Raw genomic sequence first — 25545 nt, forward strand, 5'->3', positions numbered from 1 at the left:
TTGTTCGGTGCCCATCGTCCCCGTTGCCTCCTCCGGAAAACTCAGTGTCCGCGGTGCCCGCGTCCACAACCTCAAGAACGTCGACATCGACATTCCCCGCGACTCCCTCGTCGTGTTCACCGGCCTGTCCGGATCGGGGAAGTCCAGCCTCGCGTTCGACACGATCTTCGCCGAGGGGCAGCGTCGCTACGTCGAATCGCTGAGCGCGTACGCGCGCCAGTTCCTCGGCCAGGTCGACCGACCGGACGTCGATTTCATCGAGGGCCTCAGCCCTGCCGTCTCGATCGACCAGAAGTCGACCAACCGCAACCCGCGATCGACCGTCGGCACGATCACCGAGATCTACGACTACATGCGCCTGCTCTGGGCGCGTATCGGTATTCCGCATTGTCCTGAATGCGGCGAACGCATCCAGCGTCAGACGGTGCAGCAGATCGCCGATCAGTTGATGGAGCTCCCCGAGCGCACGCGCTATCAGGTCGTCGCGCCGATCGTCTCGCAGAAGAAGGGCGAGTTCGTCGACCTGTTCCGCGAGCTCGGTGCCAAGGGATACTCGAGGGCCATCGTCGACGGCGACCTCATCCAGCTCGCCGAGCCGCCCACGCTGAAGAAGAGCTACAAGCACGACATCGCGGTGGTGGTCGACCGTCTGGTCGCGTCCGACGACATCCTCGGGCGCGTCACCGACTCAGTCGAGACCGCGCTCGGGCTCGCGGGCGGCGTGGTGCAGATCAACTACGTCGACGGCGAGGGCGACGACGCGTGGCAGACCTTCTCCGAGAAGCTGGCCTGCCCGAACGGGCACGCCCTCACTCTCACCGAGATCGAACCGCGCACGTTCTCGTTCAATGCGCCGTTCGGCGCCTGCCCTGCATGCTCGGGGCTCGGCACGCGCATGTCCGTCGACGTCGATCTGATGCTCGGCGACGAAGACCTCTCGATCCGCGAGGGCGTCATCATCCCGTGGACGACTCAGGGAAAGGGCCTGTTCCAGTACTACGAGCGTCTGCTCGAAGGTCTTTCCAATGATCTCGACTTCTCCTTGGACACCCCCTGGCGCGAACTCCACTCCGACGTGCAGAACGCCGTGCTGCGCGGCGAGAACTACAAGGTCTCCGTCAAGTGGAAGAACCGCTACGGCCGCGAGATGCGATACACCTCCGGTTTCGAGGGTGTGGTTCCGTACATCGAGCGGCAGTACCTGCAAGCCGAGTCCGACAACCAGCGCAACCGCTGGGGTGAGTACCTCCGCGAGGTGCCCTGCCCCGTGTGCGATGGCAACCGACTCAAGCCCGAGGTCCTGGCCGTGCAGGTGCACGGTCATTCCATCGCCGAGGTCTCGCATCTGAGCCTCGCCGACGCGCGCGCTTTCATGGAGACCCTCACCCTCACCGACCGTGAAGCGAAGATCGCGGCCCAGGTGCTGCGCGAGATCCGCCTCCGCCTCGACTTCCTTCTGCAGGTCGGTCTCTCGTACCTGAACCTCAGCCGTTCGGCGGGCTCCCTCTCCGGTGGAGAGGCGCAGCGTATCCGGCTGGCGACGCAGATCGGCTCGGGGCTGACCGGCGTGCTCTACGTGCTCGATGAACCGTCGATCGGTCTGCACCAGCGCGACAACCGCCGCCTGATCGAGACGCTGCTCACCCTGCGCGACCTCGGCAACACCCTGATCGTGGTGGAGCACGATGAAGAGACCATCGAGGCAGCGGACTGGGTCGTCGACATCGGTCCCGGTGCCGGAGTCAACGGTGGCGAGGTCGTGCATTCGGGCCCGTATTCGGCGCTGCTCAATGACAGTGCATCGATGACGGGGGAGTACCTCTCCGGTCGCCGCGAGATCCCGATGCCGACGAAGCGGCGGAAGATCGACAAGAAGCGGATGCTCAGCGTGGTCGGGGCCCGTGCGAACAACCTCCGCAACGTCACCGCCGACTTCCCGCTCGGCGTCCTGACCGCGGTCACGGGGGTCAGCGGCTCCGGCAAGTCGTCGCTCGTCAACGACATCCTCTACCAGGTGCTGGCGTCGCGCTTGAACGGTGCACGCACCGTTCCCGGCAAGCACACGCGGGTGACCGGGCTCGACAACCTCGACAAGGTCGTGCACGTCGATCAGGCACCGATCGGCCGCACCCCGCGATCGAACCCGGCCACCTACACGGGGGTGTTCGACCGCATCCGCACGCTTTTCAGCGAGACACCGGAGGCGAAGGTCCGTGGATACCAGCCCGGCCGATTCAGCTTCAACGTCAAGGGCGGCCGATGCGAGGCATGCTCCGGTGACGGCACGATCAAGATCGAGATGAACTTCCTGCCCGACGTGTACGTCGACTGCGAGGTCTGCCACGGCAAGCGCTACAACCGCGACACGCTCGCCGTGCACTACAAGGGCAAGAACATCGCCGAAGTGCTCGAGATGCCGATCGAGGAGGCAGCCGATTTCTTCGAGCCCATCCAGGCGATCCACCGCTACATGAAGACGCTCGTCGACGTCGGGCTCGGGTACGTGCGGCTGGGCCAGTCGGCGACGACGCTCTCCGGCGGCGAGGCGCAGCGCGTCAAGCTGGCGACCGAGCTCCAGCGTCGCAGCAACGGGCGCAGCATCTACGTGCTCGATGAGCCGACCACGGGCCTGCACTTCGAAGACGTCCGCAAGCTCCTCGAGGTGCTCAACGGCCTGGTCGACAAGGGCAACACGGTGATCGTCATCGAGCACAACCTCGACGTGATCAAGTCGGCGGACTGGGTGATCGACCTCGGGCCCGAAGGCGGTTCCGGCGGTGGCCAGATCGTCGCCACGGGCACTCCAGAGCAGATCGCCCGCGTCGAGGCGAGCCACACCGGGCTGTTCCTCGGCGAGATCCTGGGTGAGGGGCGCTCCGCGCGGAAGGCCAGCTGATGGCCGATGTGCTGTCGTACAAGCCGAGGCCGGGGGAGATTCCCACCGACCCCGGCGTGTACCGCTTCCGCGACTCTGCCGGCCGGGTGCTTTACGTGGGCAAGGCGAAGAACCTGCGTCAGCGTCTGTCGAACTACTTCGCACCGCTGCGCACGCTGCATGAGCGCACCCGTCGTATGGTCACCACCGCGTCGTCCGTCGAGTGGACGGTCGTCCCCACCGATGTCGATTCGCTGCAGCTCGAATACATGTGGATCAAGGAGTTCGATCCGCCCTTCAACGTGCGCTACAAGGACGACAAGTCCTACCCGTTCATGGCCGTGACCCTCGCGGACGAAGCACCCCGAGTGATCGTCACCCGCAACCGCAAGATCCCCGGCGCACGGTACTTCGGTCCGTTCCCGAAGGTCTGGGCGGTGCACGAGACCATCGACCTGATGATCAAGGCCTTCCCGATCCGCACGTGCAGCGACTCCAGCTACCGGCGTGCCATGCAGACAGGCCGTCCGTGCTTCCCCGGGCAGATCGGCAAGTGCGGGGGCCCCTGCTCGATGACCGTGAGCATCGAGGAGCACCGTGCCATGGTCGACGACTTCGTCGCCTTCATGGCAGGTGGCGACGAGCGTTTCACCCGCGAGCTCACGAAACGGATGCTGGCGGCATCCGCGGCGATGGACTATGAAGCAGCGGCCAAGTACCGTGACAAGCTCTCGGCGATCGAAGCCGTGCTGGGCAAGAGCGCACTGGTCCTCCCCAGCGACGAGGACGCTGATCTGTTCGGGATCGCGGAAGACGAACTCGCCGCCGCAGTCCAGCACTTCGTGATCCGCGGCGGCAGGGTGCGTGGTGTGCGCGCCCTGACCATCGAGAAGGAGATCGACATCTCCAGCGGCGAGCTCGTCGAGCAGGTGCTGCAGCAGGCCTACGGAGAGGCGCAGGACGTTCCGCGTCGGATCCTGGTTCCGACACTGCCCGATGACGCCGCGGAACTCGAGGTGTGGCTGCGTGAGCGCCGCGGCAAGAAGGTCGAGATCGCGGTCGCGCAGCGCGGCCAGCGTGCCGACCTCATGCGGACCGCCACGCTCAACGCGCAACAGGCACTGATCCGGCACAAGACGCGACGCACCACCGACTATGTCGCTCGAACCCAGGCGCTGACCGACCTGCAGGAGGCGCTCGGCATGGACGAAGCGCCGCTGCGCATCGAGTGCTTCGACATCTCCCACCTCGGTGGCACGAATGTCGTCGCGTCGATGGTGGTGTTCGAAGACGGGCTTCCCCGTAAAGACCAGTACCGGTCGTTCAACATCGCCGAGACGACCGATGACACCGATTCCATGTACCAGGTGCTCCGTCGCCGTCTGGCCTACCTCGATCGTCCCGAAGAGCCCGAGGCCATCGACCCGACGACCGACGAGGTCGTGGCGGAAGACGTCGGGGAGGTGACGGTGCGACGCAAGCCCCGATTCGCCTATCCGCCGCAGCTGCTCCTCGTCGATGGGGGACAGCCGCAGGTGGAGGCCGCGGCCCGAGCGCTCCGCGACGCCGGACACACCGAGATCGCGGTCTGCGGCATCGCCAAGCGTCTCGAGGAGGTCTGGCTCCCCGGAGAGGACTTCCCCGTGATCCTGCCCCGTACGAGCGAAGCCCTGTACCTTCTGCAGCGCCTGCGCGACGAGGCGCACCGGTTCGCGATCACGCATCAGCGCAAGAGGCGGCGCAACGACATCGGCTCGGTGCTCGCCGAGGTACCGGGACTCGGGGCCTCCCGCATCAAGGTGCTGCTCAAGCACTTCGGTTCGGTGACCGCTCTCCGCGCCGCCGAGCCGGAACAGATCGAGGAAGTCCAGGGAATCGGTCCCGTGCTCGCTCAGAACATCCACACGCACCTGTCCACTCGCTAGGCTGGAGGCCGAGGGGGAGAGGGAGCACTGAGCAATGAATGACGGGGAGAAGGGCGAGTTCCTCATCGTCACGGGAATGTCCGGCGCAGGTCGGACGACGGTGGCGAACGCACTCGAGGATCTCGGCTGGTACGTCGTCGACAACCTGCCCCCGCAGATCCTGCGTCCGCTGCTCGATCTGACCGATATGGGCGGCACTGCTCTGCCGAAGGTCGCGGCGGTCGTCGATGTGCGCGGACGCAACCTCTTCGACGACTTCCCCGGGGTGGCGCGCGCACTGCGCTCCCGCGGTTCCGTTCGCGTGCTCTTCCTCGACGCGTCCGACGACGTCCTGGTGCGTCGGTTCGAGTCCGTGCGGAGACCGCACCCTCTGCAGGGCGAAGGCACACTGCTCGACGGCATCCGCATCGAGCGCGCCCGGCTCGCGCCGATCCGCGAAGCGGCCGACCTGGTGATCGACACGTCGACGCTCAACATCCACCAGCTCGCCACCCAGGTCTCCGACATCTTCTCCGAGGAGGGGGAGGCGCGACACCGGGTCACGCTGCTCAGCTTCGGGTTCAAGTACGGCCTGCCGACGGATGTCGACATCGTCGCGGACATGCGATTCCTGCCGAACCCGTTCTGGAACGAGGAGCTGCGGGGTCTGACGGGGAAGGACGAGACTGTTCGCGAGTACGTGCTCTCCCGGGATGGCGCGATGGAATTCCTGGACGCCTACTCCGCGGCGCTGGTGCCGGTGCTCGAGGGATATCAGCGCGAGAACAAGAGTCACTCGACGATCGCGATCGGCTGCACGGGGGGAAAGCACCGCTCCGTCGCCATGTCGGAGGAGCTGTCGCGCCGCCTCGCCGCGATCCCGGGCGTCGCCGTGAACGTCCGTCACCGGGACCTGGGCCGAGAGTAGCGGGCCGTCCGGCCGAGTAAGCTGGACGTTTGCGTCGCGATCCGGCGCGTGAACGTGAAGGAGTGTCGTGGCACTAACCACCGACGTCAAGGCCGAGCTGGTCAGCATCCGCAATGCACCCCCGACGGTGCGAGTCGCGGAAGTGACCGCCATCCTCCGGTTCGCCGGTGGTCTGCATTCGATCGCCGGTCGCGTGGCCGTGGAGGCCGAGGTCGACGCGGAGACCCTTGCGCGCCGCGTCGCTCGTGACCTCGCCGAGATCTACGGTGTGCGACCCGAGATCGCCCAGGTCCAGTCGAGCACCGCGAACGACGGCGCACGCTGGGCGGTGCGCGTGATCGCGCAGGGGGAGACCCTCGCCCGTCAGACCGGGCTGCTCGACCAGCGTCGGCGCCCCGTGCGCGGATTGCCCAACCGGCTCACCACCGGCTCGCGGGCCGAGGTCGCCGGACTGTGGCGCGGTGCCTTCCTCGCCGCAGGATCCCTGAGCGAGCCCGGACGCTCGGCCATGCTCGAGGTCGTCTGCCCGTCGTCGGAGGCCGCGATGGCCCTCGTCGGTGCGGCGCACCGCCTTGGAGTCGCCGCCAAGGCGCGCGAGGTGCGCGGGATGCCCCGCGTGGTCGTGCGCGAGGGCGAGGCGATCCGCACCATCCTCAACGAGATGGGTGCACAGAAGACCGCCATCGCGTGGGAGGAGCTCCGCCAGCGCCGCGAGGTGCGGGCCGGCGTCAACCGTCTCGTGAACTTCGACGACGCGAACCTTCGCCGTTCCGCACAGGCCGCCGTCGCGGCGTGCGCACGTGTCGAGCGCGCACTGGAGATCCTGGCCGACGAAGTCCCCGATCATCTCAAGGTGGCCGGCGAACTCCGTCTGGCGCACCGCGACGCCAGCCTCGATGAGCTCGGCCACCACGCCGACCCGCCCCTGACGAAGGACGCCGTCGCCGGCCGCATCCGCCGTCTGCTCGCGATGGCCGACAAGCGCGCGCAGCAGGAGGGCATCCCCGGAACGGAAGCCGCGGTCCCCGTCGGACTCGACGTCTGATCCACCTCTCGACCAAGACCCGCCGACCGGCACCCGGACGGCGGGTCTTTCGTCATACGACGGAAGGATCGGGGGCGCCGCCGCGTTGTCGTCAGTAGGATGAATCACGTCCGCTCTACGCCGCACATCGGCGGCGCGGAGGATCGGCAAGCGCCGCGGCGCGGCGCGGATTGGATGAAAGCGATATGGCGACCTACACGCTCCCCGACCTTCCCTACGACTTCGCAGCCCTGGAGCCGCACATCAGCGGCAAGATCATGGAGCTGCACCACGACAAGCACCACCAGGCATACGTGACGGGTGCGAACACCGCGCTCGACCAGCTCGCCGAGGCGCGCGAGAGCGGAAACCTCGCGAACGTCAACAAGCTCGAGAAGGACCTCGCGTTCAACCTCGGCGGTCACGTCAACCACTCGATCTTCTGGACGAACCTGTCGCCGAACGGCGGCGGTCAGCCCGAGGGCGAGCTGAAGGCGGCGATCGACGAGTACTTCGGCTCGTTCGAGAAGTTCCAGGCGCACTTCACGGCAGCGGCGACCGGCATCCAGGGATCCGGGTGGGCGGTCCTCAGCTGGGATTCGATCGGCTCGCGTCTGATCATCCAGCAGCTGTTCGACCAGCAGTCGAACACGGCTCAGGGCACGATCCCGCTGTTCCAGCTCGACATGTGGGAGCACGCCTTCTACCTCGACTACCTCAACGTCAAGGCGGACTACGTCAAGGCCGCGTGGAACATCGCGAACTGGGAGAACGTCGCCCAGCGCCTCGAGGTCGCCCGTAAGCAGACGAACGGCCTGCTGGTACTGTCGTAATCGGGTCGCGTCCCGACGGGCCACGGCTCGTCGGGACGCCCTCTCAGCCAAAAAACCCCGCGCTTCACGCATGCTGGAAAGCTGCGTGCGGCGCACGAGAAACAGGGAGACCTGAGTGTCTGTCAAGATCGGTATCAACGGCTTCGGCCGCATCGGACGCAACTACTTCCGCGCGGCTCTCGCGCAGGGAGCGGACCTTGAGATCGTCGCCGTCAACGACCTCACCGACAACAAGACCCTGGCGCACCTGCTGAAGTACGACTCGGTGGGCGGCGTCCTCGACGCCGAGATCAGCTACGACGACGAGAGCATCACCGTCAACGGCAAGGTGATCAAGGCCTTCGCCGAGCGCGACCCCGCGAACCTCCCCTGGGGCGAGCTGGGTGTCGACATCGTCATCGAGTCCACCGGCTTCTTCACCAAGGCCGAGCTCGCCAAGAAGCACATCGAGGCCGGCGCGAAGAAGGTCCTCATCTCGGCTCCGGGCACCGGCGTCGACGGCACGTTCGTCATGGGCGTGAACGAGGACACGTACAACCCGGAGACGGATCACATCATCTCCAACGCGTCCTGCACCACCAACTGCCTCGCTCCGCTCGCACAGGTCTTCAACGACGCGTTCGGCATCGACCGCGGCTTCATGATGACGGCGCACGCATACACCGCCGACCAGAACCTGCAGGACGGCCCGCACAGCGACCTCCGCCGTGCACGCGCCGCCGCGATCAACATCACGCCGGCGTCGACCGGTGCTGCCAAGGCCATCGGCGAGGTGCTCCCGGAGCTCCAGGGAAAGCTGAGCGGCTCGTCGTACCGCGTGCCGGTTCCGACCGGCTCGATCGTCGACCTCACCCTCATCACCGACCGCGAGAACCTGACGGTCGACGAGGTCAACGAGGCGTACAAGAAGGCTGCTGCCGAGGGTCGCCTCGCGGGCTACCTTCAGTACAACGAGGACCCGATCGTCTCGAGCGACATCGTGCACAACCCGCACTCCTCGATCTTCGACTCGACGCTCACCAACGTCAGCGGCAACCTGATCAAGGTCTCCAGCTGGTACGACAACGAGTGGGGCTACTCCAACCGTCTCGTCGACCTGACCGAGTACGTGGCCGAGCGCCTCTAAGCTCAGACACATGACTCTGCGCACCCTGGATACTCTGGGGTCGCTCGAGGGCAAGCGCGTCATCGTCCGTTGTGATCTCAACGTCCCCCTGCGGGACGGGATCATCACGGACGATGGCCGTGTCCGCGCCTCGCTGCCGACCCTCAACGCACTCATCAACGCGGGCGCCCGCGTCGTCGTGTGCTCTCACCTCGGTCGGCCGGATGGCGCGCCCGACCCGCAGTACAGCCTGGAGCCGGTGGCTCAGCGGCTCTCCGAGCTGCTCGGCGCTCCGGTCGCGTTCGCGCGCGACACGGTCGGCGAGTCGGCGAAGGACGCCGTGGAGTCCCTCGAGGACGGCGGAGTCGTCGTCATCGAGAACCTGCGGTTCAACCCGGGGGAGACCTCGAAGGACGATGCCATCCGCGCGGCCTTCGCGGCGGAGCTCGCGGAACTCGGCGATGTGCTCGTCTCCGACGGGTTCGGGGTGGTGCACCGCAAGCAGGCGAGCGTTTACGAGCTCGCCGAACTCCTGCCGTCCGCGGCCGGTCTGCTGATCGCGGCTGAGCTCGACGTGCTCGACCGTCTCACCGAGAACCCCGAGCGCCCCTATGCGGTCGTGCTCGGCGGCTCGAAGGTCAGCGACAAGCTCGGCGTCATCTCGCACCTGCTGCCTCGGGTCGACAAGATCCTCGTCGGCGGCGGCATGCTGTTCACCTTCCTCAAGGCACAGGGGCACGCCGTGGCCTCCAGCCTGCTGGAAGAGGACCAGCTCGAGACGGTTCGCGGCTACATCGCCGAAGCGGCCGAACGCGGCGTGGAGCTCGTGCTCCCCACCGATGTGGTCGTCGCCGCGTCCTTCGGTGCGGACGCCGCGCACGAAGTCGCCGCGGCGGACGCGATCGAGTCGACCCCGTTCGGTGCCTCCGGCATCGGACTGGACATCGGCCCGGAGACCGCGGCACGTTTCGCAGAGGTCATCCGTGAGTCGAAGACCGTGTTCTGGAACGGCCCGATGGGCGTGTTCGAGTTCCCGGCGTTCGCGGCGGGTACCAAGACCGTGGCGCAGGCGCTCACCGAGGTCGACGGCCTCAGCGTCGTCGGCGGTGGCGACTCCGCGGCAGCCGTGCGGCAGCTGGGCTTCTCCGACGACCAGTTCGGTCACATCTCGACCGGCGGCGGCGCGAGCCTCGAATTCCTCGAGGGCAAGAAACTACCTGGGCTGGAGGTCCTCGGATGGGCGTGAACTCCCGTACCCCGCTGATCGCGGGAAACTGGAAGATGAATCTCGACCACCTGCAGGCGGTCGCGTTCGTGCAGAAGCTGCACTGGACGTTGAAGGACGCGAAGCACGAAGACGGATCGGTCGAGGTGGCGGTCTTCCCGCCGTTCACGGACATCCGCAGCGTGCAGACGCTCATCGACGCGGACAAGATCCCGTTCGCGCTCGGTGCGCAGGACGTCTCGGCACACGACTCCGGTGCGTACACCGGTGAGGTGTCGGGGGCATTCCTGGCGAAGCTCGACGCGAAGTACGTCATCATCGGTCACTCCGAACGCCGTGAGTACCACTCCGAGGGCGACGACATCGTGGCTGCCAAGGTGAAGGCCTCGCTCAAGCACGGACTGGTCCCGGTGATCTGCGTCGGCGAGACAGCGGGCGACCTCGAGAAGTTCGGCGCCAGTGCGGTCCCGGTGTCCCAGCTCGAGGCCGCGCTCGAGGGCGTCTCGCCGAAGGCGGACATCGTCGTGGCGTACGAGCCCGTGTGGGCGATCGGCTCCGGCCAGGCAGCGACCCCGCAGCAGGCGCAGGATGTCTGCGCCGCACTGCGAGCCGTCATCGCGAAGGTCCTGGGCGACGAAGCGGCTGCGCGCACGCGCATCCTCTACGGCGGCTCGGTGAAGTCGGGCAACATCGCCAGCTTCATGCGCGAACCCGATGTGGACGGCGCTCTGGTCGGCGGGGCGAGCCTCGTCGTGGACGAGTTCGCCGCGATCATCCGCTTCGAGAAGCACGTCGGCGTGTGAGTGCAGCGGGGCTTCGGCCCCGCTGCACCGTATACTTGACCGTTACGGGGGCGCTCCGGCCCCAGCGAAAGGCTCTTTCTCGTGGCTATTCTCGAGTTCGTCCTGCAGGTCGTGCTGGGCATCACCAGCGTTCTGCTGACCCTCCTCATCCTCTTGCACAAAGGCCGCGGCGGTGGCCTGTCCGACATGTTCGGTGGAGGCATGACCTCAGCGGTCGGCTCTTCCGGGCTCGCGGAGCGGAACCTGAACCGCTTCACCGTCGTCCTGGCTCTGACGTGGTTCGTCTCCATCGTCGCGCTGGGCCTCATCACGAAATTCGAGGTCATCTGATGGCTACCGGAGGAAACGCGATCCGCGGCACCCGTGTCGGCTCAGGCCCCATGGGCGAGCAGGACCACGGCTATCACGCCGACCGCATCGCGGTCTCGTACTGGGACGGTCTCGGCAACGAGACCGTGCGCTACTTCGCCGCCGGTCTCCCCGAAGAGGAGATCCCGGAAACGATCGATCACCCGCAATCGGGTCTTCCTGCCGGCCGCGACAAGGAGAATCCTCCTGCGCTCGCGAAGGCGGAACCGTACAAGACGCACCTCGCCTACGTGAAGGAGCGTCGTACCGACGAGGAAGCCGTCCAGCTTCTGGACGACGCACTCACGCAGCTGCGCGAGCGCCGGGGCCAGTGACCTCGGTCTGACAGCGAAGAAGCCGCCGCGAGTCATCGCGGCGGCTTCTTCCGTATCAGGACACCGTCGTCAGCGGCAGCCCGCTGCGGCGTCGATGTAGTTCTGCGGGGGATAGCCGTACGCCCACACCCCGTTGGCATCGTCGGTGTAGCCCATGCTGATGGCCCACGCGGTCGCCCACTTCTCGATGCTGTCCTGAGTGGACGAGTCGTACATGCTCTGGCACTTCACACTGATCGCGTGCCCCACCTCATGGGCGACGAGCGCCTTGCTTCGGATGCCCGGCCACTGCTCGGCGACCGAGTTCGAGAGCTCGATCGTCGCGCGCCCGGATTCTCCCCACCACCAGGTGGTGTACCCGCCCATGCTGCCGTTGTAGCCGGCCCCGCTCACGACCGGCGACCAGTCGAAGTCGAGGAGCACGCCGGGAGCGAGGGACCGCGCGAAGGCCTCGATCTCGAGCCGCGCGTTCAACAGCGGGCCCGACTTCTCCGCCAGCTCTTCGCTCTCGGTGGCGACGACGTGCGCGGCCGCGTCCTGCAGCGAGAGGTAGGAGGTTGCCTCGCTGTCATCCATGGTCGTCGCGGCGGTCGCATCGGCGGCTGCTGCGCGCAGGGCGATCACGGCCTCGTTGCGGGCGGAGAGGTGCGCGGCCTCGAACGCCGGAGCGGCCGCGCCGGCGGCGTTGATCACGGCCACCCCACTCTCCGCCACAGCCTCATGCGCGTCGGCCGTCTCGGTGGAGGCGACGGCGAGCTCATCGGACAGCACGTCGAGATCGTGCCGTCGCTGTTCCAGCTCCGACGTGGCGCCGAACAGTTCCCAGAACCAGCCCGGCTTCGTGCCCACCCCGGCGATCTCCGTCGCGACCACGGCGTCGGCCTCCGAGGCGGCGGTGGTGCCGTCGGCGAGCGCTGAGGCGAGCCCTGCCTGGACCTCCTCGGGCACCGCGATCGGCTGGTCTCCTCCGGCGAGGATCTGTTCCGCCGCGCCGGTGACCGCGCGGAGGTCCGCGATCGCCTCACGGACCTGCGTCTTCGTGGTCGACGTCGCCTCGGCGGTGCTCTCGTATCGCGACAGCGCGTTGTCGTACCCGAGGTTCGCCGTCACCTGAGTGAGTGCCAGCCCTGCGATCACGGCCGCTCCGCCGATCAGACCGACGGCGATGCCCGTGCGTCTCATCCGACGTGGCGTCGCCGCTGCAGCAACGGCGGGATCAGCGGAGAACACGACGGGCAATACGTGCCCACGGGGGAGCGGCGCCGTGCGCGTGTCGGCGTCCGGCCGGGACTGGTCGGTCACGTCGTGCCCATTCGATGATGCCTTCCGGTCGGAGACTGCGTGCAGCGATGCTGACAGCGTATTCGACGGGCGGACGCGAGCCGGAGAAGATCACGGGGAATGAGAGAAGGCCCCCACCGATGGTGGGGGCCTTCTCGAGCGGAGGGGCTGACGGGAATCGAACCCGCATCATTAGTTTGGAAGACTAAGGCTTTACCACTAAGCTACAGCCCCGGATCCGGACCTTCGGAAAGGTTCGGTACCGACTCATCGACTATACCGGACTCTGGCGCATGCTCCGGTCCGTTAGACTCGGTGGGGCTGAATCCGCGTGCGGATTCCCCGGGGCGTAGCTCAGTTTGGTAGAGCGCCCGCTTTGGGAGCGGGAGGTCGCAGGTTCAACTCCTGTCGCCCCGACACAGCCCCCACGGACCTTACAGCCGCGAATCGAAGCGGAAATCACAAGGAGAACACACCAGCATGGCGAACAGCACCGTCGAGAAGCTGACCCCGACCCGGGTCAAGCTCACCATCACGGTCACCCCGGACGACCTCAAGCCCAGCATCGCTCACGCGTACGAGCACATCGCTCAGGACGTGCAGATCCCCGGCTTCCGCAAGGGCAAGGTCCCGGCTCCGATCATCGACCAGCGCATCGGTCGTGGCGCCGTCATCGAGCACGCCGTCAACGAGGGCCTGGACAAGTTCTTCCGCGAGGCGACGGTCGAGCACAAGCTGCGCGTCGTCGGCCGTCCGGCTGCCGACATCACGCAGTGGCCGAACGAGAAGGACTTCTCGGGTGACCTGCTCGTCGACATCGAGGTGGATGTCCGCCCCGAGATCGAGCTGCCCTCCTACGACGGCATCACCGTGACGGTCGACGCCGTCGAGGCCGATGACGCCGCGCTCGACGCCGAGCTCGACAACATGCGCGCGCGCTTCGGCACGCTGGTCCCGGTCGACCGTCCGGCCGCCAAGGGCGACTTCGTCGAGCTCGACCTCGTCGCGACGATCGACGGTGCCGAGATCGACCGCGCCGAGGGCGTCTCCTACGAGATCGGCTCCGGCGAGCTGCTCGAGGGCATCGACGACGCGATCGAGTCGCTCACCGCCGGTGAGGACACCACCTTCCGCTCCGCTCTCGTCGGTGGCGACCACGCCGGCTCCGAGGCCGAGGTCTCCGTGACCGTCAAGGCCGTCAAGGAGCGCGAGCTCCCCGAGGCCGACGACGACTTCGCGCAGATCGCGAGCGAGTTCGACACGATCGCCGAGCTCCGCGAGAGCCTGGCCGAGCGCGTCGCTCAGCAGGGCGTCTTCACGCAGGGTTCCGCCGCGCGCGACAAGCTCGTCGAGGTGCTGCTCGAGCAGATCGAGATCCCCGTTCCGCCGCAGCTCATCGAGGACGAGGTGCACAACCACCTCGAGGGCGAAGGCCGTCTCGAGGACGAGGTGCACCGCGCCGAGGTCACCGAGGCGAGCGAGAAGCAGTTCCGCACGCAGGTGCTCCTCGACACGATCGCCGAGCAGGCCGATGTGCAGGTCTCGCAGGAAGAGCTCAGCCAGTACCTCATCCAGTCGGCTGCGCAGTACGGCATGGCTCCGCAGGAGTTCGTCGAGGCGCTGCAGTCCTCGAACCAGCTCCCGGCGCTCGTCGGAGAGGTCGCGCGCAACAAGGCCCTCGCGATCGCGCTCGGCAAGGTGAAGGTCGTCGACAGCAATGGCAAGGCCGTCGATCTGTCCGACTTCATCGTCACCGACGACGAGGCGGAGTCCACCGACGCCGAGTCCGCCGAGGCCGAGGAGAAGCCGGCCAAGAAGGCTCCGGCCAAGAAGCCCGCCGCCAAGAAGGCTCCGGCCAAGAAGGCCGATGACGCTGACGAGGCCGAGAAGCCGGCTGCCAAGAAGCCCGCCGCCAAGAAGGCTCCGGCTGAGAAGGCTCCGGCCAAGAAGGCTCCGGCCAAGAAGGCGGCCGACAAGGCCGAGTGATCGGACACGATCCAGTGAAGAGGGCGGGTGCTGCGGCATCCGCCCTCTTTTCCATCCAGGGAGGGCAATCATGAAGACGTGGGATGAGCGCATCGACGAGGTGTGGGACGACGCGACGGGTGAGGAGGTCGGTGACGACACCATCGCCCGCATCGACGCCCTCGCCGCCGAGCGCGGAGCAGGTGACGCCCGCGCCGAGTTCGAACGCGCGGGCGCGCGGGATTCCGCGGGAAGGCCCGCCGAAGCCATCGTTCTGTATCGGCGCGCGCTGGCATTGGGGTTGGATGCTGAGCATCGCCCGCAATGCGTGATCCAGATGGCGAGCTCGCTGCGGAATCTGGGCGAATACGACGAGGCCCTCGCCGTGATCCGCGCCGAGGAGCAGCTGTCGGCCGACGGTCCCTACCGTGACGCCATCGCGTGCGTGCACGCCCTCATCCTCGCAAGCGCGGGGCGACCAGCGCAGGGTCTCTCGGTGGCGCTGCTCGCCCTGGTCCCGCATCTGCCGCGCTACCACCGGTCGATGACGGCGTATGCCCGCGAGATCGCGGACGCCGACACCTGATATGCCGACGGCGAACACGGCCTGGGTGCCGCGTTGTCGCCGGTAGATTCGAATCACTGAAACACGGAATCAGGAGCTGACATGGCTGCAGAACCCCTCCTCGCAACGAGCGTCTTCGACAGGTTGCTGAAGGACCGCATCATCTGGCTGGGGTCGGAGGTGCGCGACGAGAACGCGAACGAGATCTGCGCGAAGATCCTTCTTCTCGCCGCAGAAGACTCCGAGCGAGACATCTACCTCTACGTGAACTCGCCCGGCGGTTCGATCACCGCGGGCATGGCGATCTACGACACGATGCAGTTCGTGCCGAACGACATCGTCACGGTCGGCATCGGAATGGCCGCATCGATGGGTCAGCTGCTGCTGACCGCCGGCACCAAGGGCAAGCGCTACATCACGCCCAACGCCCGGGTGCTGCTGCACCAGCCGCACGGCGGCTTCGGCGGCACGTCGAGCGACATCCAGACCCAGGCGCAGCTCATCATGTCGATGAAGAACCGCCTCGCGGAGATCACGGCGGCGCAGACCGGCAAGTCGGTCGAGCAGATCAACGCCGATGGTGACCGCGACCGCTGGTTCACCGCCGAGGAAGCGCTCGAGTACGGCTTCGTCGACCACATCCGCGAATCGGCCTCCGACGTCATCGGCGGCGGCGGAACCGACCAGGACACCGAGTAACGGAAAGCGAAAGGACGCTCATGTACACACCCACCTTCCGCTCAGCCGGTGACCTGCCTTCCAGCCGCTACGTGCTCCCGCAGTTCGAGGAGCGCACCGCCTACGGATTCAAGCGCCAGGACCCGTACAACAAGCTGTTCGAAGACCGCGTGATCTTCCTCGGCGTGCAGGTCGATGACGCGTCGGCCGACGATGTCATGGCGCAGCTCCTCGTCCTGGAGAGCCAGGATGCCGAGCGCGACATCACCATGTACATCAACTCGCCCGGTGGTTCGTTCACCGCGATGACGGCGATCTACGACACGATGCAGTACGTCGCACCGCAGATCCAGACCGTCGTGCTCGGCCAGGCGGCCTCCGCTGCGGCCGTGCTGCTCGCGGCCGGCGCGCCGGGCAAGCGCCTCGCGCTCCCGAACGCCCGCGTGCTGATCCACCAGCCCGCGATGGGCGAGGCGGGCCACGGCCAGGCCTCCGACATCGAGATCCAGGCCGCGGAGATCCTCCGCATGCGGACCTGGCTCGAGGAGACCCTCGCCGGCCACACGAAGCGCACGCCGGAGCAGGTGAACCGCGACATCGATCGCGACAACATCCTCTCCGCCGCACAGGCACTGGAGTACGGCATCGTCGACCAGGTCCTCACGACGCGCAAGCGCGTCTGACCCGATCGATCCCGAAGGGCGTCCGTCATCACGACGGGCGCCCTTCGTCGTGCCCGGCGGATGTGCAGAGCCCCCACGCTCGATTGCGCATATGAGCATCATGATGCGCGAACGCTGATGAGGGCCTACTCTGGGAGAGGAAGGAGGATGCCGTGGAAGAAGATCTGCTCATGGTTCGCGTCGCCGAGCTGTACTACGACGAGGACAAGACCCAGGACGAGATCGGCGGACTCCTCAAGATCTCCCGCTGGAAGGTCGGCCGCCTGCTGACGCAGGCTCGCGAACGCGGCATCGTGCGCATCGAGATCGTGCATCCCCGCGCCCGCAGGCTCGGCCTCGAGCGGCTTCTGGTCGACCGATTCGGACTGACGGACGCCGTCGTCGTGCCGGCCCCGGAGGGCGATGACGGCACGCTCGAGCGGGTGGCGCAGGCCGCCGCCGACTTCCTGACCGCACTGCGGCCGGTGCCCCGCACGCTCGGGGTGAGCTGGGGGCGTACGCTCCGCGCCGTCGCCGAGGCGCTCCCGGATGGATGGGCGAACGGCGTGACGGTCGTGCAGCTCAACGGGGGAGTGAGCCTGAATCGGCGCTCCGGCGGGGCGGCAGGCCTCGCTGTCACGATCGCTCAGCGCGCGTCTGGCCAGGTCTCGCTGCTGCCGAGCCCGGCCATCCTCGAGCGTGTGGAGACGAAGCAGGCGATCGAGTCCGACCGCACCGTCGCTGCCGTGCTCGAAGAAGCAGCGGAGGCGCAGGCATTCCTGTTCACCGCAGGGCCGTGCGACGCTTCATCCGCGCACGTCGAGAACGGCTACCTCAGCGCTGAAGACGTGGAAGAGCTCGCGCGTCGTGGCGCCGTCGGAGACGTTCTCGGCCGCTACGTCGACGCCGAGGGGAACATCGTCGACTCGCAGCTCGATGCGCGAACGGTCGGCGTCTCGCTCGATCGTCTGCGCGGAGCCGCCCGCGCGATCTTCGTCACGGCGGGCCCCGCCAAGCACGACATCGCACGAACCGTGGTCACCAGCGGCCTGTGCGGTGTTCTGGTGACCGATGAGACCACAGCACGAGCATTGTTGGAGGAACAGTGACGACCAAAGAACTCAGCCGCAGGACGGCGGTGGACGTTCTGAGCGGAGAGCCCGACGACGCCACCCTCCGACGTTTCCTGCACGGACTCCCCGGTGTGGATGCCGTCGGTCTCGAGCAGCGCGCTGCCGGGCTCGGCACCCGCTCCATCAAGACCACCTCGAAGGCGTGGGCCCTCGACACGATCATCAAGCTGATCGACCTCACGACGCTCGAGGGTGCGGACACCCCCGGCAAGGTGCGCTCGCTCGTCGCCAAGGCGAAGGCCCCCGACGCCGCAGACCCCTCGACTCCACGGGTCGCCGCGGTCTGCGTCTATGGCGACATGGTCGGCGACGCCGTCGCCGCGCTCGGCGGCCTGCACGGCGACCCCGACGACGGAATGATCTCCGTCGCTGCGGTGGCCACGGCGTTCCCGAGCGGGCGCTCGTCTCTCGCGATCAAGCTCGCCGACACCGCTGAGGCGGTCGCCGCCGGAGCCGACGAGATCGACATGGTCATCGACCGTGGGGCGTTCCTCTCCGGCCGCTACGGCCTCGTGTTCGACCAGATCGCCCAGGTCAAGGAAGCATGCCGCCGCGAGGACGGTTCGTACGCCTCGCTCAAGGTGATCCTGGAGACCGGCGAGCTGAACACGTACGACAACATCAAGCGCGCCTCGTGGCTGGGCATCCTGGCGGGAGGGGACTTCATCAAGACCTCGACCGGAAAGGTGCAGCCCGCCGCGACGCTTCCGACGACTCTTCTCATGCTGGAGACCGTGCGTGACTGGCACCGCGGCACCGGCGAGAAGATCGGCGTGAAGCCGGCCGGTGGCATCCGCTCCTCGAAGGACGCGGTGAAGTACCTCGTGACCGTCGCCGAGACAGTGGGCGAGGAGTGGCTGCAGCCGCACCTCTTCCGGTTCGGCGCATCCAGCCTCCTCAACGATGTGCTCCTGCAGCGTCAGAAGCTCAGCTCCGGCCACTACTCGGGCCCCGACTACGTCACGATCGACTGACGGGAAGACGAACATGTCATTTCTGGAATACGCTCCCGCACCGGAGTCCACCGCGATCCTGAACCTCAAGGACAGCTACGGCCTGTTCATCGACGGCGAGTTCGTCGACGGATCCGGCACCCCGTTCCACACGATCTCGCCGGCGACGGAGAAGCACATCGCAGAGATCGCCTCGGCCAGCGACGAGGATGTCGACCGCGCGGTCGCCGCCGCCCGTCGTGCCTACGAGAAGACCTGGTCGAAGATGAGCGGTCGCGACCGCGGGAAGTACCTCTTCCGCATCGCCCGCCTCGTGCAGGAGCGCGCTCGCGAGCTCGCCGTCGCCGAGAGCCTCGACAACGGCAAGCCGATCAAGGAGAGCCGTGACGTCGACGTGCCGCTCGTCGCCTCCTGGTTCTTCTACTACGCGGGCTGGGCGGACAAGCTCGACCATGCGGGTCTCGGCGCCGACCCCCGCGCGCTGGGCGTCGCCGGTCAGATCATCCCCTGGAACTTCCCTCTGCTGATGCTGGCCTGGAAGATCGCCCCCGCACTCGCCGCAGGCAACACTGTCGTGCTCAAGCCTGCAGAGACCACGCCCCTCACGGCGCTGATCTTCGCGGAGATCCTGCAGCAGGCCGACCTGCCGGCGGGTGTCGTCAACATCGTGACGGGTGCCGGAGCCACCGGTTCCACCCTCGTGCGCCACCCCGACGTCGACAAGGTCGCCTTCACCGGTTCGACCGGTGTCGGCCGTGACATCGCACGGGCCGTGGCAGGCACCCACAAGAAGCTGACGCTGGAGCTCGGCGGGAAAGCGGCGAACATCGTGTTCGACGACGCCCCCATCGACCAGGCGGTCGAAGGCATCGTGAACGGGATCTTCTTCAACCAGGGTCACGTGTGCTGCGCCGGCAGTCGTCTGCTCGTGCAGGAGTCGATCCACGACGAGGTCGTCGACAGGCTCAAGACGCGTCTGTCGACCCTGCGTCTGGGCGACCCCCTCGACAAGAACACCGACATCGGTGCGATCAACTCCGCTGCGCAGCTGGCCCGTATCCGCGAGCTCAGCGACATCGGCGAGGCCGAGGGCGCCGAGCGCTGGACCGCCGACTGCGCCATTCCGGAGCAGGGTTTCTGGTTCGCACCCACCATCTTCACCGGTGTCGAGGCATCGCATCGCATCGCCCGCGACGAGGTCTTCGGCCCGGTGCTCTCGGTGCTCACCTTCCGCACGCCCGCCGAGGCGATCGCGAAGGCGAACAACACGCCCTACGGTCTCTCCGCCGGGATCTGGTCCGACAAGGGATCGCGCATCCTCGCTGTGGCTGACCGCCTGCGTGCCGGCGTGATCTGGGCCAACACCTTCAACCGCTTCGACCCGTCGAGCCCGTTCGGCGGGTACAAGGAGTCCGGATTCGGCCGCGAGGGCGGTCGCCAGGGTCTCACCGCCTACCTCAAGGGAGCCGCAGCATGAGCAAGCGACTGACTGTTCCGAAGACGTACAAGCTGGCGATCGGCGGGGCCTTCCCGCGGAGCGAGTCCGGCCGCACGTACGAGGTGCTCACGCCGAAGGGTGCCTTCCTCGCGAACGCCGCGAAGGGCTCCCGCAAGGACGCCCGCGACGCCGTGGTCGCCGCCCGATCCGCCGTCAAGGGCTGGTCCGGTGCGACCGCCTACAACCGCGGCCAGGTCCTGTACCGCGTCGCGGAGGTGCTGGAGGGGCGTCGTGCGCAGTTCATCGACGAGATCGCGGCTCAGGAGGGCGTGTCGTCCGCGGCCGCGGCCTCGCAGGTCGACGAAGCTATCGACCTCTGGGTCTGGTACGCCGGATGGTGCGACAAGTACGCACAGGTGGCGGGCAACGCGAACCCCGTGTCGGGGCCGTACTTCAACATCTCCGTGCCAGAGCCGACCGGTGTCGTGGCGATCGTCGCCCCGCAGGACTCGGCGCTGCTCGGTCTGGTGTCGGTTGTGGCTCCGGCTCTCGTCGCCGGGAACACGGTTGTGGTCGTCGCGAGCGAGCAGCACCCGCTCTCGGCCATCAGCCTCGCCGAGGTCCTCGCCACCAGCGACGTCCCGGGCGGAGTCGTGAACGTGCTGACGGGTTCGCCCGCGGAGATCGCTCCGTGGCTGGCTTCGCACCAGGACGTGAACGCTCTCGACCTGGCCGGAGCCGGCGCTCTCGACTGGGTCGACATGCAGATCGCCGCGGCGGAGACGCTCAAGCGGGTGCTCGCCCCGGGAGACGTCGTCGCCTCGCCGGAGCGGATCGGTGCCTTCACCGAGGTGAAGACCGTCTGGCACACCAAGAGCATGGTCTGACCGTTCTGACGACCTCATGAGGGGGTCGGGAGCCTTCGCCCACGACCGGGCAGCTGAAGGCTCCCGGCCCCTTCATCGTTTCGCGATCCGATGTCGAATGCCCTCAATGCGGCCCGGTGTCGTATGCAGAGGTTAGGCTCGAAGAACGATCTCTGATCCCCCCTAGGAGGACGCGCATGGCCCGCATCGGTGAAAGCGCTGACCTGTTCAAATGCTCTTTCTGCGGAAAGAGTCAGAAGCAGGTCCAGCAGCTCATCGCCGGCCCCGGCGTGTACATCTGCGACGAGTGCGTCGAGCTGTGCAACGAGATCATCGAAGAGCGGATGGCCGAGTCGTCCGCAGACGGGGTCGCCGAGTTCGAGCTCCCGAAGCCGCGTGAGATCTTCGCCTTCCTCGAGGAGTACGTGGTCGGGCAGGAGCCCGCCAAGCGCGCTCTCGCCGTCGCCGTCTACAACCACTACAAGCGGGTGCGGGCACACGGCACCCTGCAGACGGCCGAGCAGAAGGCCGAAGAGGTCGAGATCGCCAAGAGCAACATCCTGCTCATCGGGCCGACCGGCTGCGGCAAGACCTACCTCGCGCAGACGCTCGCGAAGCGCCTCAACGTCCCCTTCGCCGTCGCCGACGCCACGGCGCTGACCGAGGCCGGCTACGTCGGAGAAGACGTCGAGAACATCCTCCTCAAGCTCATCCAGGCCGCGGACTACGACGTCAAGCGCGCCGAGCAGGGCATCATCTACATCGACGAGGTCGACAAGATCGCCCGTAAGGCCGAGAACCCGTCGATCACCCGCGACGTCTCGGGCGAGGGTGTGCAGCAGGCCCTCCTGAAGATCATCGAGGGCACGGTCGCCTCGGTCCCTCCGCAGGGCGGCCGCAAGCACCCGCATCAGGAGTTCCTGCAGATCGATACGTCCAACGTGCTGTTCATCGTCGCCGGGGCCTTCGCCGGTCTCGAAGACATCGTCTCGGCGCGCGTCGGCAAGCACGGCATCGGCTTCGGTGCCCCGCTGCACGACAAGGGCAAGGACCTCGACCTGTTCAGCGAGGTGCTCCCGGAAGACCTGCACAAGTTCGGGCTGATCCCCGAGTTCATCGGGCGTCTGCCGGTCGTCACCAATGTGTCGCCGCTCGACCAGGATGCACTGATCGACATCCTCACCGGGCCGCGCAATGCGCTGGTGAAGCAGTACCAGCGCATGTTCGAGATCGACGGCGTGCAGCTCGAGTTCGAAGAAGATGCGCTGCGATCCATCGCCGACCTGGCCGTCGAACGCAAGACCGGTGCCCGTGGACTCCGGGCGATCCTGGAGGACGTGCTCGGACCCATCATGTTCGAGATCCCCTCGGCGGAGGACGTCGCCAAGGTCATCGTCACCCGTGCAGCCGTCGATGAAGGCGCACCGCCGACGATCGTGATGGAGCGCAAGCGCAAGAGCGCATGAGCGCGGAGCCGGTTCCCTGGAAGACGGTGGCGAGGAAGACTCTCGTCGCCGACCGATGGATCCGACTGCATGAGGACAGCTGCGAAGACGTGAGCGGGCGCTCGATAGCCCCGTACTACGTGCTGGAGTACGGCGACTGGATCTCGGTCCTCGCCCTCGACCGGAACGACGATGCCATCCTGGTGGAGGAATATCGGCACGGTGCCCGCGTCGTGGCGCTCGGCACGATCGGCGGGGGAGTAGAGCCTGGCGAGGCTCCGGAGGATGCGGCCGCCCGCGAACTCCTGGAGGAGACGGGCTTCGTGGCAGATGAGCTCATCGACCTCGGTGCGACGTGGGCGAACTTCGGCAACCACACCAACCGCGTGCATCACTTCCTCGCTCGCGGATGCACGCGCATCGCGGAGCAGTCGCTCGACGACAGCGAGTCGATCGCCGTGCACGTGCTGTCACTGGACGGACTCGGCGACCGCCTCTCGCAGAGCTACCACCAGCTCACCTGGTACAAAGCGATGGAGCAGCTCGGACGATGCGTCCCGCCGATCCCGTAGACGTCTGATGACCTCAGGCGGTCGGCATGACGAGATCGGTGCGCAGCTCTGACGGGGTGGTGCTCGGGTCGGACACGTAGATCTCGATCCAGACGCCGCCGGGACGGAGCCCCTGGGCGCCTGCACGCTCGACGAGACCACCCCAGGCGCCGCCGAGCTCCTCGTAGGAGCCGAACAGGGTCGTCGCGACCGCAGACCGCAGGGCCCGCGGGCAGCCTTGAGGCGACGATGACGCGCCCGCTGGCCGTGGGGATCGGGTTCTCCGGGGGAGTCTGCACGGGGAAGCCGAGTTCGAGGTCGAAGACGTCCATCGGATCTCCGTGATAGATCGCGAGCGCGGGGCCGGTCGGGACCAGCACGTCTCCGGCGAAGGTGAGCGCGATCGCCGAGTAGCCGGCGTCGAATGCCTCCTGGATGTCGGCCAGACGGATGCCGTTGTGGCGAATCACCGCGAGGGGGACGGCGTCGAGGTCGAGGCGGTCCGCGGGACCGAATGGGGACTCAGGGAATGCGTTCATGCGCTCAGAGTCTCACGACTCCGTCGCCCAGTCCACGGCGCTTCAGGAGCGGTTCGATCTCGGCATCGCGGCCACGGAAGTCGCGGTAGGCGTCGAGCGGATCCTTCGAGCCGCCCACCCCGAGCAGACGCCGACGGAACCGGTCGCCGTTGCCCCGGGTGAGGCCGCCGTTCGTGCGGAACCACTCGACCGTGTCGGCGTCGAGCACCTCGCTCCAGATGTACGAGTAGTAGCCCGCGCTGTACCCGCCGGAGAAGACGTGGGCGAAGTACGTCGACGAGTACCGTGTCGGGACGGCAGGGTCGTCCAGGCCGATGTCCGCCAATGCGGCAGCCTCAAACGCGGCGACGTCGGTGACCTGCACGTCGGTGCCGAGGCGATGCCAGGCCTGATCCAACCAGGCCGCCGCCAGATACTCGCTGGTGGCATGCCCCTGGTCGAACGTCTCGGTCGCTCGCAGGCGCTCCACGATCGCGGGGTCGAGCGGCGCACCGGTCTCGTGGTGGCGTGCGTAGTTGTCGAGCACCTCAGGCCACAGGATCCACATCTCATTGACCTGGCTCGGGAACTCCACGAAGTCGCGGAACACATTCGTCCCGGCGAAGTGTGGGTAGGTCACGGTCGCGAAGAGTCCGTGCAGCGCATGCCCGAACTCGTGGAACAGCGTGGTCACCTCATCGAGAGTCAGCAACGTCGGCTCGCCATCTCCCGGAAGCGGCACGTTCAGGTTGTTGACGACGACGGGAGCCGTGCCGCGCAGGCGCGATTGGCTCACGATCGCGTTCATCCACGCGCCGCCACGCTTCGAGTCCCGGGTGTACAGATCGAGCACGTACAGGCCGACCGCGGTGCCGTCCTCATCGCGCACCTCGAAGACGCGTGCGCCGGGATGGTACGCGGCGAGGTCGTGTCGCTCGGAGAAGGTGACGCCGTAGAGTCGGGTCGCCGCGAAGAAGACACCTTCCTGCAGGACGCGCTCTGCCTCGAACCAGGGGCGCAGCGCACTGGAGTCGATGTCGTACCTGGCTGTACGCACTCGTTCGGTGTAGAAAGCCCAGTCATGCGCCTCGACCGGGAAGGGTGCTGCCTCGGTCTCGTCGACGATCGCCTGGAGGGCCGCGTGCTCGGCACGGGCGTTGCGCGCGGACGGGGCTGCGAGGCGACGGAGCATCTCTTCGACGGCATCCGGAGTTCCAGCGGTCTCGTCGGCGGTGATGTAGGCGGCGTGCGAGTCGTAGCCGAGCAGCGTGGCGCGTTCCGCCCGCAACCGCACGATCTCGAGGAGCACCCCTCGGTTGTCGTTGGCATTGTCCCGGGATCCGCGCGCGAGCGAGGCGGCCATTATGCGCCGCCTCGACTCCCGTACGCGCAGCTGTGCCAGTGCAGGATGCCCGGTGAAGAGCGGCAGGGTGATCAGGTACCTGCCGTCGAGGCCCCTGTCCGCTGCCGCGCGCGCGGCAGCGGACAGCTCTCCCGCGCTCAGCCCGTCGAGCTCGTCCGCGGTGTCGAAGACCACGGCGAGGTCGTTGGTGTCGTTCAGGAGGTTGCGTTCGAACGTGTTCGTCAGCGTCGAGAGCTTCTGGTTCAGTGCGGTCAGCTGCGCCTTGGCCTCGTCGTCGAGACCCGCACCCGCGTGGGTCATCTCGCGGTGGTGGCGCTCCACCAGGTAGCGCTGCTCAGGGTCGAGATCCAGGGAGTCACGCTGGTCGTACACGTGCTGCACCCGCCAGTAGAGCTGGCCGTCGAGCGTGATCGCGTCCTGATGCGCGGCCATGAGCGGTGCCAGCTGCTCATCGATCGCCTGGATCTCGGGCGTCGCATCGGCCGAACTCACGGTATAGAAGGTGTGCGCCACGCGGTCGAGGAGCTCGCCGGATCGTTCCAGCGCCTCAAGCGTGTTCTCGAACGTCGGCATCGAGCGCACCATGGTGATGCGCGCGATCTCGCGACGCTGCTCCTCGAAACCCGCCTGGAACGCGGGGAGGTAGTGCTCGGGCCGGATCGCGCCGTAGTCCGGGAGGCCGTAGGGGAGCGTCGACGGCTGCAGCAGCGGATTCGTGGCGTCGGTCATCCTCCGAGCCTATCCACC

The 25545-nt window shown here is 67.2% G+C and carries 22 protein-coding genes and 2 tRNA genes; 21 read left to right on the plus strand and 3 right to left on the minus strand.

Annotated features, from left to right (window positions below):
* Positions 1 to 7 precede the first annotated feature (7 nt).
* From uvrA to MicroSTF_RS00760, 10 genes are all read left to right on the plus strand, one after another.
* Positions 8 to 2896, plus strand: a complete 2889-nt coding sequence (uvrA, locus tag MicroSTF_RS00715) for an excinuclease ABC subunit UvrA (RefSeq protein WP_021201521.1) — start codon at positions 8 to 10, stop codon at positions 2894 to 2896.
* Positions 2896 to 4800, plus strand: a complete 1905-nt coding sequence (uvrC, locus tag MicroSTF_RS00720; RefSeq protein ID WP_322952870.1) for an excinuclease ABC subunit UvrC — start codon at positions 2896 to 2898, stop codon at positions 4798 to 4800. The genes uvrA and uvrC overlap by 1 nt, the downstream gene beginning before the upstream one ends.
* A gap of 34 nt (positions 4801 to 4834) precedes the next feature.
* Positions 4835 to 5707 carry an RNase adapter RapZ gene (gene rapZ / locus MicroSTF_RS00725; RefSeq protein ID WP_029258308.1) on the plus strand — a complete coding sequence of 291 codons (873 nt, stop codon included), beginning with the start codon at positions 4835 to 4837 and terminating at the stop codon, positions 5705 to 5707.
* Between the two features lie 67 nt (positions 5708 to 5774).
* Complete coding sequence (whiA, locus tag MicroSTF_RS00730; RefSeq protein ID WP_017830285.1) at positions 5775 to 6752, plus strand: DNA-binding protein WhiA; 978 nt, start codon at positions 5775 to 5777, stop codon at positions 6750 to 6752.
* A gap of 185 nt (positions 6753 to 6937) precedes the next feature.
* The gene (locus tag MicroSTF_RS00735) at positions 6938 to 7564 is read left to right on the plus strand and encodes a superoxide dismutase (RefSeq protein WP_021201518.1); all 627 of its coding nucleotides are present in this window, start codon (positions 6938 to 6940) and stop codon (positions 7562 to 7564) included.
* A 115-nt stretch (positions 7565 to 7679) separates the two neighbouring features.
* Entirely contained in the window at positions 7680 to 8690 is a 1011-nt protein-coding gene (gap, locus tag MicroSTF_RS00740) for a type I glyceraldehyde-3-phosphate dehydrogenase (RefSeq protein WP_322952878.1), read from the plus strand.
* A 10-nt stretch (positions 8691 to 8700) separates the two neighbouring features.
* Entirely contained in the window at positions 8701 to 9915 is a 1215-nt protein-coding gene (locus MicroSTF_RS00745; protein WP_297558175.1) for a phosphoglycerate kinase, read from the plus strand.
* Entirely contained in the window at positions 9906 to 10697 is a 792-nt protein-coding gene (tpiA, locus tag MicroSTF_RS00750) for a triose-phosphate isomerase (RefSeq protein WP_021201515.1), read from the plus strand. Before MicroSTF_RS00745 ends, tpiA begins: the two co-directional genes overlap by 10 nt.
* 81 nt (positions 10698 to 10778) lie before the next feature.
* Complete coding sequence (secG, locus tag MicroSTF_RS00755) at positions 10779 to 11027, plus strand: preprotein translocase subunit SecG (RefSeq protein WP_017202783.1); 249 nt, start codon at positions 10779 to 10781, stop codon at positions 11025 to 11027.
* Positions 11027 to 11380 carry an RNA polymerase-binding protein RbpA gene (locus tag MicroSTF_RS00760; RefSeq protein WP_017830291.1) on the plus strand — a complete coding sequence of 118 codons (354 nt, stop codon included), beginning with the start codon at positions 11027 to 11029 and terminating at the stop codon, positions 11378 to 11380. The genes secG and MicroSTF_RS00760 overlap by 1 nt, the downstream gene beginning before the upstream one ends.
* Positions 11381 to 11449: 69 nt before the next feature.
* On the opposite strand, the gene MicroSTF_RS00765 is transcribed toward MicroSTF_RS00760, so the two are convergent.
* Both MicroSTF_RS00765 and MicroSTF_RS00770 read right to left on the minus strand, forming a co-directional pair.
* Positions 11450 to 12682, minus strand: a complete 1233-nt coding sequence (locus MicroSTF_RS00765; RefSeq protein ID WP_322952889.1) for a hypothetical protein — start codon at positions 12680 to 12682, stop codon at positions 11450 to 11452.
* Between the two features lie 142 nt (positions 12683 to 12824).
* Positions 12825 to 12895, minus strand: a tRNA-Gly gene (locus tag MicroSTF_RS00770).
* A 109-nt stretch (positions 12896 to 13004) separates the two neighbouring features.
* Here MicroSTF_RS00770 and MicroSTF_RS00775 point away from each other — a divergent pair.
* From MicroSTF_RS00775 to MicroSTF_RS00825, 11 genes are all read left to right on the plus strand, one after another.
* Positions 13005 to 13078 (plus strand) — tRNA-Pro (locus MicroSTF_RS00775).
* A gap of 63 nt (positions 13079 to 13141) precedes the next feature.
* A complete protein-coding gene (gene tig / locus MicroSTF_RS00780) occupies positions 13142 to 14647 on the plus strand; it encodes a trigger factor (RefSeq protein ID WP_136025012.1) in 1506 nt (501 codons plus the stop codon).
* 70 nt (positions 14648 to 14717) lie between these two features.
* Positions 14718 to 15212, plus strand: coding sequence for a tetratricopeptide repeat protein (locus MicroSTF_RS00785; protein ID WP_021201512.1), 495 nt, complete (start codon positions 14718 to 14720; stop codon positions 15210 to 15212).
* 81 nt (positions 15213 to 15293) lie between these two features.
* Positions 15294 to 15890 (plus strand): ATP-dependent Clp protease proteolytic subunit, encoded by a 597-nt coding sequence (locus MicroSTF_RS00790; protein WP_017830295.1) that lies wholly within the window; start codon positions 15294 to 15296, stop codon positions 15888 to 15890.
* Between the two features lie 20 nt (positions 15891 to 15910).
* A complete protein-coding gene (locus MicroSTF_RS00795) occupies positions 15911 to 16552 on the plus strand; it encodes an ATP-dependent Clp protease proteolytic subunit (RefSeq protein ID WP_021201511.1) in 642 nt (213 codons plus the stop codon).
* Between the two features lie 152 nt (positions 16553 to 16704).
* On the plus strand, positions 16705 to 17640 hold the full coding sequence (locus tag MicroSTF_RS00800) for a sugar-binding transcriptional regulator (RefSeq protein ID WP_021201510.1): 936 nt from the start codon (positions 16705 to 16707) through the stop codon (positions 17638 to 17640).
* A gap of 29 nt (positions 17641 to 17669) precedes the next feature.
* On the plus strand, positions 17670 to 18638 hold the full coding sequence (gene deoC, locus MicroSTF_RS00805; protein ID WP_416338483.1) for a deoxyribose-phosphate aldolase: 969 nt from the start codon (positions 17670 to 17672) through the stop codon (positions 18636 to 18638).
* Positions 18639 to 18651: 13 nt separating this feature from the next.
* Positions 18652 to 20094: an aldehyde dehydrogenase family protein gene (locus MicroSTF_RS00810; RefSeq protein WP_021201508.1), complete on the plus strand. Its 1443-nt coding sequence runs from the start codon at positions 18652 to 18654 to the stop codon at positions 20092 to 20094.
* On the plus strand, positions 20091 to 20942 hold the full coding sequence (locus MicroSTF_RS00815; RefSeq protein ID WP_021201507.1) for an aldehyde dehydrogenase family protein: 852 nt from the start codon (positions 20091 to 20093) through the stop codon (positions 20940 to 20942). Before MicroSTF_RS00810 ends, MicroSTF_RS00815 begins: the two co-directional genes overlap by 4 nt.
* Before the next feature lie 176 nt (positions 20943 to 21118).
* Positions 21119 to 22387: an ATP-dependent Clp protease ATP-binding subunit ClpX gene (gene clpX, locus MicroSTF_RS00820; protein ID WP_021201506.1), complete on the plus strand. Its 1269-nt coding sequence runs from the start codon at positions 21119 to 21121 to the stop codon at positions 22385 to 22387.
* The gene (locus MicroSTF_RS00825; RefSeq protein ID WP_021201505.1) at positions 22384 to 22938 is read left to right on the plus strand and encodes an NUDIX hydrolase; all 555 of its coding nucleotides are present in this window, start codon (positions 22384 to 22386) and stop codon (positions 22936 to 22938) included. Before clpX ends, MicroSTF_RS00825 begins: the two co-directional genes overlap by 4 nt.
* A 522-nt stretch (positions 22939 to 23460) precedes the next feature.
* Here MicroSTF_RS00825 and MicroSTF_RS00830 read toward each other — a convergent pair.
* A complete protein-coding gene (locus MicroSTF_RS00830; protein ID WP_315071121.1) occupies positions 23461 to 25527 on the minus strand; it encodes a M3 family metallopeptidase in 2067 nt (688 codons plus the stop codon).
* Between the last annotated feature and the right edge of the window lie 18 nt (positions 25528 to 25545).

The organism is Microbacterium sp. STF-2 (assembly GCF_034650155.1).
In the GTDB taxonomy this organism is placed as follows: Bacteria; Actinomycetota; Actinomycetes; order Actinomycetales; family Microbacteriaceae; genus Microbacterium; species Microbacterium maritypicum_A.